Source organism: Streptomyces sp. NPDC026417, assembly GCF_055567695.1.
This window is the reverse complement of sequence record NZ_JBVHPY010000003.1, coordinates 1-12768: the sequence shown is the minus strand read 5'-3', so window position 1 is coordinate 12768 and position 12768 is coordinate 1. Positions and strand designations below refer to the sequence as shown.

Here is a 12768-nt window from a genome sequence, read left to right as displayed (position 1 = left end):
CCGGAGCCGCCGCGCTCGCCCACGGGCGTGGCCCCGGGGGCCCGCTTATCGTGATCCGGGTGGGTGCCCCGGCAGCGGTCGCGGGCACCCCGGTCCGCAGCCGGGCGTCCCTGGAGGCTTGCATGCTGTCCGTGCACCAACGCTGCGTTTTCGCCGGAGCCGCAACGGCGACGCTGGCCCTGCTGGCGGCGGGGCTGCCGTCCGTGGCGGCGGCCGACGCCGGCCCCGACCTGTCCCGCTTCTACGACCAGCGGATCAAGTGGTCCGCCTGCGAGGAGGAGGAGACGCCGGAGGACCTGCAGTGCGGGAAGGTGACCGTCCCCCTCGACTACGCGCGTCCCGGCGCCGGGACGCTCGATCTGGCGCTGGCCCGCTACCGGGCGACCGGCCCGTCACGGGGTTCCGTCCTGCTGAACTTCGGCGGACCCGGCGGGGCCGGCGTCAGTGAGCTCGCGGCCGGTGGCAAGGACTTCATGGGCCTCACCAACGGCTACGACGTGGTGACCTTCGACCCGCGCGGAGTCGGCCGGTCCTCCCCCGTCAGCTGTGGCGACGGGGCGGCCGAGGCGGAGGCGGACGGCACGGACGACAGCGACCCCGCACAGACGCTCAAGGACCTGCAGAAGATGGCCGACGAGTGCGCCAAGCACTCGGGGCCAGTGCTGCCGCACATAGGCACGGTCAACGCCTCCCGCGACCTGGACGTCATGCGGGACGCCCTGGGCGACAAGAAGCTCAACTACCTCGGCTTCTCGTACGGAACGCGTCTGGGCGCGGTGTACGCGGCGCAGTTCCCGAAGAAGGTCGGCCGGATGGTGCTCGACGGCGTGGACACGCTGACCGAGCCGCTGGCCGAGCAGGGCATGGTGGGGGCCGAGGGGCAGCAGACCGCCCTGGAGGACTTCCTCAACTGGTGCACCGACCACATGACCTGCCCGTTCGGTGAGGACGCCCGGTCGGCGCGCACGGACGTGGTCGAGCTCATCGACTCCCTGGACCAGGACCCCGTACCGACGGACTTCGGCCAGGCGTTCTCCGGCCAGGACCTCGTCGGTGCGATCAGCCAGGCGCTGTACAGCCGCCAGCTGTGGCCGACCCTCGAACACGCCCTGTCCTCGCTCGTCCAGGACGGCGACAGCCAGGGGCTCATGCAGCTGTCGGGCGGTGCCGCCCTGCCGGACACCCGCCGGGACGGCCGCGCCGACCGGCGCAAGGACGGCGATCTGGTCGACGCGCAGGAGGTTCCCTTCGACAACCTCCCGGCCGCGCTCATCGCGATCAACTGCGCGGACGACCCCGACCGGCCCACCGCCGAACAGGTCACCAAGGACATCGGCCGGCTGCGTGCCGAGTACGAGGAGGCCTCGCCGGTCTTCGGCCGCTACCGGCTCACGCAGGTGCTCATGTGCTACGGCCGCCCCGCGGGCACCGACTTCATCCGGGACGAGGTGCGGGACGTCGACACCGCCGAGATGCTGCTCGTCGGCACCCGGGGCGACCCCGCGACGCCGTACCGCTGGACCCAGGAGACGGCGCGCCGGCTCGGCTCCTCGGCGGTCGTCCTCGACAACAAGGGCGACGGGCACACCGGTTACGCGTCCTCGAAGTGCGTGCACGACAAGGTCGACGACTTCCTGCTGTACGGCTCCCTGCCGGACGACGGCAGCTCCTGCGGGTCTGACGCACGCGACTGAACCCGGGCGCCTCGGCGGCCGTCCGGGGCCGGCCCTTCCGCACCGGTCATGGGTTCGATCAAGAATCGGCCAAGAACAGGCAGCCGCTCCGGATCGGGGGCACCCGGGCGGCATGCCTGCTTTCGCCGACTCCCGTCCGGTGGGTTTGACTCGTGGTGTGCCCCGACTCCTGCCGCTCCTCCTCGTCGCCCTCGCCTCGGCCGGGGCCTCGGCCCTGGCCCTCGTCCGGTCGCCGTGGTGGTGGATCGCGGCGGTTCCTCTGCTGGCCCTCACCGGGCTCGGCGCGTGGGATCTGGCGCAGCGGCGGCACTCGGTGCTGCGGAACTACCCCCTGCTCGGCCATCTCCGCTTCCTCAGGGAGGCACTGCGGCCGGAGCTGCAGCAGTACTTCGTGGAGCGCAGCTTCGACGGACGCCCCTTCGACCGTGACGTGCGCAGCATCGTGTACGAGCGGGCGAAGGGTGTCGAGGCCGAGGAGCCCTTCGGGACGGAGCTCGACGTGTACGCGGACGGCCACGAGTTCCTCGTGCCGTCGATGCGTCCGGTCGAGCCGCCGGAGGAGCCCCCGGTCGTGCGGGTGGGCGGACCCGACTGCACGCGGCCGTACGACATGGCGCTGCTGAACGTCTCGGCGATGAGCTTCGGCTCGTTGTCCTCGCACGCGATTCTGGCGCTCAACAAGGGGGCCGCACGGGGTGGTTTCGCCCACGACACCGGCGAGGGCGGTCTGTCCGAGTACCACCTGCGCGGTGGCGGCGACCTGATCTGGGAGATCGGGACCGGGTACTTCGGCTGCCGGACCTCCGACGGGGGCTTCGACGCGCGGGAGTTCGCGGACAAGGCGGCGCTCCCCGAGGTCAAGTGCGTGTCGCTGAAGCTCTCGCAGGGCGCGAAGGCCGGCATCGGCGGTGTCCTGCCGGGCGCCAAGGTGAACGCCGAGATCGCCCGGACGCGGGACGTACCGGAGGGCGAGACGGTGATCTCACCGCCGTACCACCGGGAGTTCTCGACGCCGCGCGAACTCGTGCTGTTCCTGGCGCGCATGCGGGAACTCGCGGACGGCAAGCCGGTCGGCTTCAAGCTCTGCGTGGGGTCCCGGAGCCAGTTCCTCGCGGTGTGCCAGGCGATGCTCGCGGAGGACGTCACGCCGGACTTCATCGTCGTGGACGGTTCGGAGGGCGGTACGGGGGCCGCGCCCCTGGAGTTCGCCGACCATCTCGGCATGCCCCTCACGGAGGGGCTGATCACCGTGCACAACGCCCTGGTGGGCACCGGACTGCGCGGCCGGGTGCGGATCGGCGCGAGCGGCAAGGTGGCGACCGGTGCCGACATCGTCAAGCGGCTGGTCCAGGGGGCGGACTACACCAACGCGGCCCGCGCGATGATGTTCGCCGTCGGCTGCATCCAGGCCCAGCGGTGTCACACCAACACCTGCCCGGTCGGCGTCACCACCCAGGATCCGCGCCGGGTGCGGGCGCTGGACGTGGGCGACAAGGCGGAGCGGGTCCACCGTTTCCAGCGGGCCACGGTCGAGAGCGCCGGCCGGCTGATGGCCGCCATGGGGGTACGCGATCCGGCCGAGCTCACGCCCGCCCATCTGGTGCGGCGGACGGGCCCGACGACCGTCCTGCCGTACACGCGGCTCCACGAATGGCTGGCGCCCGGGATCCTACTCCACGAGCCGCCCGCCGCCTGGGCCGCGGACTGGGCGGCGGCGCACCCGGACTCCTTCGGGCCCTGACGAGAGTCCCGCCCCCGCGGCGGATCCGCCCCAAATGCCCGACCGGTGAATCGGTCCTATCGTGCAGGTATGGAGCATGCTCTCAGTCCCGCGACCCTCGCCGAGCTGCGCCGGCCCCGGCCCTACCCGGCCGTGTCGGTGCTGACGCCGACCCACCGCCGCAAACCCGAAAACGCCCAGGACGCTGTCCGGCTGCGCAATGTGGTGGCCGAGGCGAAGAAGCAGCTGGAGGCCGATCCCGCCGTCACCCGCGAACACCGCATCGACGTCGTCGAGCAGCTCGACCAGGCCATCGCGGAGGTCGATCTGGCGCACGCGGAGGAGGGGCTGGCGATTTTCGCGGCGCCCGGGGAGCACCAGGTCTGGACGCTGGCCCGGACGGTTCCCGAACGGGTGGTCCTCTCGGACACCTTCCTGACGCGCAATCTCGTCGCCGCGCAGGCCTCCGAACGGCCGTTCTGGGTGCTGTCGGTGTCCGCGGACCACGTCACCCTGTGGAACGGCGGCACGGACCGCGTCACCCAGCACCACGGCGACGGCTTCCCGCTGACCAGGAATCGCGAGAACTTCGACGCCGAACGCCAGGAGCGGATCGGCGATCAGCCCAGCATCTTCCAGGACGAGGACACGCGGCACTTCCTGCGCGAAGCCGACAGCGCCGCGAGCGCCCTGCTGCGCGCGCATCCGCGCACGCTGTACGTCACCGGGGAGACCGCCGCCCTCGCACTCGTCGACGAGATCGGTACCGTCACGAAGGACGCCGAGCACCTCGCCCACGGCGGCCTGGCCCAGGCCACGCCCGACACGGTGTGGCAGGCGATCCGCCCGCTCGTCGCCGCCCACGACCGCAGGGTCGCTGACGGCGTGGCCGAGGAACTCGAGAACGCCCGCGGGCGCAAGGACTACGCCGCGGGCCTCGACGAACTGTGGCGCAGCGCGACCGAGGGCCGGGTCCGGCTGCTGGCCGTCGAGGAGAACTACCGCGCGACGGTCCGCGACGACGGCGACCATCTGGTGCCCGCCGAGTCCGGTGACCTGGACGCCCGGGAGGACATCGTCGACGAGATCGTCGAGCAGTGTCTGGAGACCGGCGCCGAGGTCCGATTCCTCACCGACGGGGCTCTCGCCGACGCCGATCGGATCGCCGGGGTTCTGCGCTACTGAATCACGGCCGACAATCTGACCGGAAGGCCGGATCGTCGGGTGTGAGAGGTGCACAGCGCGTGAGTGGACTACTGGGTGTGGCGGTTCTGGGTGCGGGACACATGGGAGCCGACCACATACGGCGGCTCGACCGGGTGGTGAGCGGCGTCCGGGTCGCCGCGGTGGCGGACCCGGAGACCGGGCGGGCCAAGGACGCCGTGGCGGGGATCGAGGGCGTGTCGGTGCACACGGAGGCCGTCGCCGCCCTCGACGCGCCAGGCGTCGAGGCGGTACTGATCGCGTCGCCCGGTCCCGCACACGAGGAGGCGCTGCTCGCCGCCTTCGCGCGGGGACTGCCGGTGCTGTGCGAGAAGCCGCTGACGCCGGAGTCGGCGGGGGCGCTGCGGGTGGTGGAGGCCGAGGTGCGCCTCGGCCGGCGGCTGGCGCAGGTCGGGTTCATGCGGCGCTACGACGCCGAGTACCGGCGCCTCAAGTCCCTGCTGGACAGCGGCCGCCTGGGCCGCCCGCTCATGCTCCACTGCACACACCGCAACGTCGCGTCGCCGCCCGGTTTCACCACCGCGATGCTCGTGAACAGCTCCGTCTCGCACGAGATCGACGCGGCGCGCTGGCTGCTGGGGCAGGAGCTGACGGCGGTGACCGTGCTGCGGCCGCGGCCGTCGGCGCAGGCTCCGGACGGGCTCGGCGATCCGCAGCTCGTGCTGCTGGAGACCGCTGGGGGCGCGTTGGTGGACGTGGAGATCTTCGTCAACTCCGGGTTCGGCTACCAGGTGCGGTGCGAGGCGGTCTGCGAGGCCGGGAGCGCCCGGATCGGCGACGCGCACACGATGGTCGTGACCACCGCGAGCGGTGCGTCCGAGGACGTGGCGCAGGACTATCTCGTACGGTTCGCGGACGCCTACGACCGCGAGGTCCAGGCATGGGTGGACGCCACCCGGGAGGGCCGCGTGACGGGGCCGGGCGCCTGGGACGGTTACGCGGCGGCCGCCGTCGCGGAAGCGGGAGTCCGCGCGCAGGAGAGCGGGGACCGGATGACGGTCGAACTCGCCCCGCGCCCCGGCCTCTACGCCTGATGGAGCAGTCGCGGCGAGGCGGCCTCCGGGCGCGGGGAGGAGGGGCCGCCGGCCGGCCGGCAGTGGGGGTGGCGGCCGCCTCGCCGGGCCGCGGCGATCCGCCTCGCCGGGTGCGGTGACGACCCACCGCTCAGGGGGTGGGAGCCCGCCGCCTCCGTCGTACAAGTGACCCTCGAACAGATGGTTGACTTGGAGACGTACGTCCACCTTCAGGCAGTCAATTCGCCTACGCGGCCTACGACTTGACGCTACCGAAGAGTAGGCCGTCCGTCCGGCGAAGGACGGCCGGGAGGACTGCGGCATATGCCAGATGCACGCCCGCGCCGGGTAGTGCCAAATCCCTTACAGGGCGTCGCGGGCTGTGCGACAGTCGTGATGGTCCTTCCGTCGTCCTTGGTCGTACCGTCCCCGCATCGGAGTACGTCATGCCCCCCCATCTCTCTGCGGACAGCCCCGCCGCCCAGCCGCCCGGGAGCGGCACGGTCGACGCGCTCATCTCGCAGACGCGGCGGCTGCGCGGGGAGATGGACGCCGTACGACGTGACGCCCCCGTCGACGGCGCGGACCCGCAGGGCCGCTGGCAGCGCGCCCTGTGCGACCTCGCGATGCACCAGTTGAACGACCTCGACGAGCACCTGGCCCAGCTGCGCGACGGGCCGCCGCCCGTGCCCGTCCCCCCGCCGGCCGCTCCGGCCGAATCCCCGGCACTGCGGCCCGGCTCACTGCTCAGCCGGGTGGGCAGCGCCGAGTGGAACCTGCTCACGGACGAGGCGAGCTGGTCCGGAGACCTGTACCGGATCCTCGGCCGGGACCCCGCCGCTCCCCCGCTCACCCTCGACGAACTCCCGGCCCTCGTGCACGACGAGGACCGGTCCATGCTGACGTCGATGGTGACCGACTGCCTGATCGACGCCAAACCCATCGACGGGGAGTTCCGCATCCGGCGTCCCGACGGCGACGTGCGGACCGTGCACATGATGGGCGAGCCCGTGCTCCACACCGACGGCAGCACCGCCTCGATGTGGGCCGTGGTGCGGGACGTCAGCGAACTCCGCAGAAGCCAGCGGACCGTGAGCGAGACCCGTGACTCGCTGCAGCGCCAACAGCACTTCGCCCAGACCGAGCGCCGGATCGCGGCCGAGCTCCAGCAGGCCGTGCTGCCGCCCTGGCGCGGCTCCCTGCGGCTTCCGCACCAGGGTCCCGAGACGCTCGACCTGGCCGCCCGCCGCCTGCCGTCCGCAACCGGCACCCTGATCGGCGGCGACTGGTACGACGCGCTGGAACTGCCCGACGGCGAGACCCTCCTCAGCGTCGGCGACCTCACCGGACACGGCGTCGCCGCCGCCTCGGGGGTGGCCACCCTGCTGGGCGCCCTGCGCGGCATGGCCATGGCCGGCACCCGGCCGGGACAACTCATGTCCTGGCTCAACCAGTTACTGGACGCCACCGTCCAGCCGGCCCTCGGCAGCGCCGTGTGCTGCCGCTACCGGCCGGAGACCCGCACGCTGTCCTGGGCGCAGGCCGGACACCCCGCCCCCCTGCTGTTCCGCGACGGGACGGGGTGCGCCCTCACGGCACCCGCGGGCATGCTGCTCGGCGCCACCCCGGGAGCGGACTACGGGCAGGCCGAGGAAACCCTGCACGACGGTGACCTGCTGCTTCTGCACACCGACGGACTGGTCCCACGGCACAGCGGGACGGCCGCGGTGCAGCGGCTGCTCGACCTGGCCCCGCGCCTTTGCGGAGCCCGCACGGCCCAGGAGGGCCTCCGGACGGTCGTCGAGGAGTGCGGCGCGGCCGAGCGCGAGGACGGCGCCTGCGTACTCGTCGCCCGGGTGGTGTCCTGACCCGGCCGATCACGCCCGGGTGCTGTTGCCTCCCCTGGGCTTCAACGCGCCCTTGGGCAGCGACAGTTTGATCTCCTCGCGCAGGTCGTGGATCTTCGGGTAGCTGGAGTACTGCCCGGTGAGCCGGTACATCTCGCGCAGCCGGTCCCAGGTGCGCTGGGAGGAGTTGGCCCCCATCGACGTCAGGGCCAGTCGCGCGTAGCGGTCGGCCTGTTCCGGGTCGTCGGCGATGAAGCAGGCGGACGCCAGCGAGATGTGGTCGAAGATCTTCGAGCGCTCGCGGCCCGTACCCCGCAGCTCGAGCGCCTCCTTCGCGTGCCGCTGCGCGGTGGCTGCGGCGGCGGGCTCGTGTTCGGCGAGGGTGCGGTAGGCGAGCGCCTGCATGCCGTGCATGTCCGCCTCGTCGAACATCTGCATCCAGCTCGGCGGCGGTACGTCCCCGCGGTCGGAGACGAAGAGGTCCTCCGCCTGGCCGAGGGTGCGCCGCATCGCCTGCCCCTTGCCCATCGACGCCTGCGCCCAGGCCTCGATGGTGTAGAGCATGGCCCGGGTGCGGGGCAGCACCTCGTCCCCGGATCCGGACTTGGCGAGCTTCATCAGGTCGAGCGCGTCGTCGGGCCGGCCCAGGTGCACCATCTGGCGGGCCGCCCGGGAGAGGGCCTCGCCGGCACGGGGCCGGTCGCCGCCCTCACGGGCCGCGTGCGCGGCGATGATGAAGTACTTCTGCGCCGTGGGCTCCAGGCCGACGTCGTGCGACATCCAGCCCGCGAGGACGGCCAGGTTGGCGGCGACGCCCCACAGGCGCCGCTGCAGATGGTCGGGGTGACGGTAGGAGAGCATGCCTCCCACTTCGTTCAGCTGGCCCACCACGGCCTTGCGTTGCAGCCCGCCACCGCGGGCCGCGTCCCAGGCCCGGAACACCTCGACCGAACGCTCCAGTTCCTCGATCTCCTGCGACCCGATGGGGGCGGCCTCGTAGCGGTCGAACCCAGCGGGGTCGGCGTGCAGGGGATGGTCGGTGTCCGGGGCGTCCGCCGTGAGGGCCGGATCGGTGTGCAGCCAGTCATGCATGGCACTGCTGAGTGCGGAACCAGCGGCGAGCGCGGCACCCGCGCCCACCAAGCCGCGTCGGTTGAGCATGAGGTCCATTCCCGTGAATTCGGTGAGGACCGCAGCCGTTCGGTCGGGCGCCCACGGCACTCCGTCGGGATGTTCCACGCTCCCGTCGCCTTGCCGTTTCCCCGCGCGCCCGTGCCGGACCAGGCCGAGGTCCTCAATGGTCACGACACGGCCGAGCCGCTCGGTGAACAGCGCCGCCAGCACCCGCGGTACCGGATCGCGCGGGATCTCTCCCATGTCGATCCAGCGCCGCACTCGCGAGGTGTCGGTCGCCAGTTGGGGGTGGCCCATGGCCGCCGCCTGCCGGTTGACCATTCTCGCGAGTTCGCCCTTGGACCAGCCGGCCAGGCCGAACAGGTCCGAAAGGCGGGTGTTGGGTTGTCCGTTCACGTCAAGCCCCCAGGTTCTCGGCTGAAATCGACAGTAACCGCCTGTCAGTTGCTGAGCGACTATTCGCCAGGGTTCGCCAGGGTGCGCCAGATGGTGTGCCAGTGACCCCCGGTGGTCAGGTAGGAACGCGCCACCCCGACCCGGTTGCCGCTGGGACACTCCCCAGGGTGCATCAGGGGCTCCGGGCGGGTAGCGCGGCAATTCGCAGGCACACGAAGGGATCTGTATCGCCCATGTACACAGCATCGTCCTCCGTGTCCGCCCCGCCCCGGTCGCTCCACTCCCGCCCGGCGGGCAGCGGCCCCTACCTCGACCCCGCACGCCAGGCGGCGGCCCCCGTACTCGGTGCCGCCAGGACCCGGCGCGTTCCGGGACTCGGTGCCCAACCGCTCAGCGGGAGACTCGACCTGTCCGGCCCTCAGGGCGCGCAGCTGCGCACGGCGATCGCGTCGGTGCACCGGATCTGTCCGGAGTTCGCTCCGGTGCAGGTGCTGCGCCGGAGCGGACGCTCCGTGCTCCTGGTCGGCACGACGGGGCGCAGCACCGCCGTCGCCAAGTGCTTACTCGACCTCTCCCCCATGTGGGCGGAGCGGGTCCGGCACGAAATAGCTGCTTACCGCTCGTTCGTCCGGCACCGCCCGCCCGTGCGGGTGCCCCGGCTCATCGCGGCGGACCCGGACAACTGCACCCTGGTCATCGAGCGGATGCCCGGACGGGTCGCCGCCCTGCAGCGCCACCCGGTGGAGACTCCGCCCCGGGCGGACATCCGAGCGGCCCTGAGCGCGATCTGCCGGCTGAACGCGTGGCGGCCGCCGGCCGGAACCTTCCACGCCCCGCTGGACTACGCCGAGCGGATCTCCCGCTTCCACGAACTGGGTCTGCTCACGGACCGGGACATGGGTGATCTGCAGAAGCTCGTGCACGGCATCGCGCACTCCACGGGGCGCCACGGCATGGGCCAGTTCTGTCACGGTGACGCCCTCCTGTCGAACATCCTGCTCTCACCGGCCGGTCCAGTGCTGGTGGACTGGGAGCACGCGGGTTGGTATCTGCCGGGCTACGACCTGGCGACGCTGTGGGCGGTCCTCGGGGACGCTCCCATGGCCCGGCGCCAGATCAGCCAGCTCGCGCAGTCGGCGGGCCCGGCGGCGCGGGACGCCTTCCTGGTCAACCTGATGCTGGTGCTGACCCGGGAGATCCGCACCTACGAGACGGCCGTGCAGCGTTCGATGCACGACACGACCCCGGCGGCACCGGGACCGGCCCATCCGGGTGCTGCGCCGTCCGGCGAGGAACAGCGGCTGCTGCTGAGGCGGCTGCACGACGACTGCCAGATGGCCCGCAAGGCCGTTCGAGCGGCGGTCGGCACTCGCTGAAGGGGATGGTGGTCCGTGGTACGCCCGGTACAGCGGCGTACCACGGACCTTCGTCGTTCTCCGGGGCCTCCCGGGTGGGCCATTGGTCCACACCGGTGACGCCTCGCAGGCCGCCCCGCTGCCGCCGCGAAACCCCCTCCGACCGCCGCTGACATGGGAAATGACCCTCTGCTGAGGGTGATTGACGGATCGTCGGGGAGCGGGTACCACTGACGCACGTCGGGCCCGCCCCACCCCACCGCGCCCGAACGTCCCAGGAGGCCGCATTGCGAGGAACCGCCACCGACCCCACCGTCTCCGCCGGACCGGGACGCACGCGCAGGACGGCGGTCGCGGTCGCCTCGGCGGCCCTGCTGCTGCCGCTGCTCGGCGCCGCCCCGTCCGGCTCCACCGCCCCGGCGCCCTCCGAGACCCTGCAGAGCGCGTTCGCCACCGCCGCGGCCGAGTACCAAGTCCCGCAGAGCGTGCTCCTCGGCGTCTCCTATCTCCAGTCCCGGTGGGACGTGCACGCCGGAGCGCCGAGCGTCTCGGGCGGCTACGGCCCGATGCACCTCACCGACGCCCGCACCGCCCTCGCCGAGACCGCGGCGCGGCACCACTCGGAGGGTACGGAGGACGCCCGCGGCGACGGCTCGCGCGCCCCCCTGCTGCCGGACACGAAAGTGCCGAAGGACACCGAACTCCCGGCCCGGCTCAAGACGCTGACCAAGGCGGCCGAGCTGACCGGCCTGTCACCCGAACGCCTCCGCACGGACCCGGCGGCGAACGTGGCGGGCGGCGCCGCACTGCTCGCCGCCGCGCAACGACGGCTGGGCGAGCCGCTGAGCGCGGACCCGGCCGACTGGTACGGGGCGGTGGCCCGCTTCTCGGCCGCGGACGACAGCGCCACGGCAGCCACCTACGCGGACGACGTGTACGACGTCATCCGTGAGGGCGAGCGGCGCACCACGGACACCGGGGAGAGCGTGACGCTCGCCGCCGCACTCGCCCTGCGCCCGGACACCACGCAGCTGCGCCGCGCGGGCCTGCGTACCGTCTCCGCCGACGGCACGGAGTGCCCGTCGACGGTGTCCTGCGAGTGGATCCCTGCGCCGTACGAGGAGTTCGGCGACGGCGACTACGGCAATCACGACCTGGGGGACCGACCGGCGTCCCAGCGCATCGAGTACATCGTCGTGCACGACACGGAAGGCGCCTGGGACGGCGTCCTCGCCATGGTGCAGGACCCCACCTACGTGTCCTGGAACTACACCCTGCGCTCGACCGACGGCCACATCGCCCAGCACGTGAAGGCCAAGGACGTGGCCTGGCACGCGGGCAACTGGTACGTGAACGCCAAGTCGATCGGTCTGGAGCACGAGGGGTTCCTGGCCGCGCCCGATGCCTGGTACACCGAGGCGATGTACCGTTCGTCGGCGCGCCTGGTGACGTACCTCGCCAGGAAGTACGGCATCCCGCTGGACCGCCAGCACATCCTCGGCCACGACAACGTGCCGGGTCCCACCTCGGCGAGCATCCCCGGGATGCACACGGACCCGGGCCCCTACTGGGACTGGCAGCACTACTTCGCGCTGATGGGCCGTCCCTTCCACCGCACCGCCAAGGCCGGCGGCGGCCTGGTGACCGTGCTGCCGGCGTTCACCGAGAACCAGCCGGTGTACACGGGCTGCGTCACCAAGGGCGAGCCCTGCGCGGCCCACGGTTCCAGTGAGGTGCGCCTCCACAGCCTGCCGGACGAGACCTCGCCCCTGATCAAGGACATCGGTCTGCGGCCCGGCGGGGGCGACTCGACCATCGACGTGAACGACGTCGGCTCACGGGTCTCGACCGGCCAGCGGTACGCGGTGGCGGACCGGCAGGGCGACTGGACGGCGATCTGGTACCTGGGCCAAAAGGCCTGGTTCGAGAACCCGAGGAAGCAGCCCACCGCCACGCCCGCCTCGGGCCGGGTGGCGACCCCGAAGGCCGGGCTGGCCGAGGTGCCCGTCTATGGGCGCGCCTACCCGGAGGCGGCGGCCTATCCGGCGGGCGTGCCCGTGCAGGCGGTCTCGCCGCTGCCGTACAAGCTGCTCGCGGGTCAGCGCTACGCGGTGGGCGGCAAGGTGGCGGGCGAGTACTTCTACGCGCCGACCTTCGACACGACCCCGCACAAGGTCGTGATCGGCAAGGACATGTACTACGAGATCCAGTTCGGCCACCGGGTGGCCTTCGTCCGGGCGGCGGACGTGGACGTCACGCCTTCGGCGTCGTAGCGGCTCGCACACACGTCGGGGGGGGGGGGGGGGGGGGGGGGGGGGGGGGGGGGGGGGGGGGGGGGGGGGGGGGGGGGGGGGGGGGGGGGGGGGGGGGGGGTGGGGGGGGGGG

At 72.5% G+C, this 12768-nt stretch carries 8 protein-coding genes; 7 read left to right on the top strand and 1 reads right to left on the bottom strand.

From position 1 onward, the window contains the following. Positions 1–122: 122 nt before the first annotated feature. The 5 genes from ACZ4NT_RS05255 (at position 123) to ACZ4NT_RS05235 (ending at position 7519) form a co-directional block, all read left to right on the top strand. Entirely contained in the window at positions 123–1694 is a 1572-nt protein-coding gene (locus tag ACZ4NT_RS05255) for an alpha/beta hydrolase (protein WP_467724145.1), read from the top strand. A gap of 112 nt (positions 1695–1806) precedes the next feature. Beyond that, positions 1807–3435 carry an FMN-binding glutamate synthase family protein gene (locus ACZ4NT_RS05250; protein ID WP_467723588.1) on the top strand — a complete coding sequence of 543 codons (1629 nt, stop codon included), beginning with the start codon at positions 1807–1809 and terminating at the stop codon, positions 3433–3435. A 69-nt stretch (positions 3436–3504) separates the two neighbouring features. Then, positions 3505–4599: a baeRF3 domain-containing protein gene (locus ACZ4NT_RS05245; RefSeq protein WP_467723586.1), complete on the top strand. Its 1095-nt coding sequence runs from the start codon at positions 3505–3507 to the stop codon at positions 4597–4599. A gap of 59 nt (positions 4600–4658) precedes the next feature. Then, positions 4659–5672: a Gfo/Idh/MocA family protein gene (locus ACZ4NT_RS05240; RefSeq protein ID WP_467723584.1), complete on the top strand. Its 1014-nt coding sequence runs from the start codon at positions 4659–4661 to the stop codon at positions 5670–5672. A 425-nt stretch (positions 5673–6097) separates the two neighbouring features. Beyond that, a complete protein-coding gene (locus ACZ4NT_RS05235) occupies positions 6098–7519 on the top strand; it encodes a PP2C family protein-serine/threonine phosphatase (RefSeq protein ID WP_467723582.1) in 1422 nt (473 codons plus the stop codon). Between the two features lie 9 nt (positions 7520–7528). Here the strand turns inward: ACZ4NT_RS05235 and ACZ4NT_RS05230 are convergent, their stop codons facing one another. After that, positions 7529–9028 carry a DNA-binding protein NsdB gene (locus tag ACZ4NT_RS05230; RefSeq protein WP_121408237.1) on the bottom strand — a complete coding sequence of 500 codons (1500 nt, stop codon included), beginning with the start codon at positions 9026–9028 and terminating at the stop codon, positions 7529–7531. Positions 9029–9261: 233 nt separating this feature from the next. Between ACZ4NT_RS05230 and ACZ4NT_RS05225 the strand changes: the two genes are divergently transcribed. Together ACZ4NT_RS05225 and ACZ4NT_RS05220 are read left to right on the top strand one after the other, a co-directional pair. Beyond that, positions 9262–10404, top strand: coding sequence for an aminoglycoside phosphotransferase family protein (locus ACZ4NT_RS05225; RefSeq protein WP_121408238.1), 1143 nt, complete (start codon positions 9262–9264; stop codon positions 10402–10404). 266 nt (positions 10405–10670) lie between these two features. Further along, positions 10671–12656, top strand: coding sequence for an N-acetylmuramoyl-L-alanine amidase (locus ACZ4NT_RS05220; protein WP_467723580.1), 1986 nt, complete (start codon positions 10671–10673; stop codon positions 12654–12656). Positions 12657–12768 lie beyond the last annotated feature (112 nt).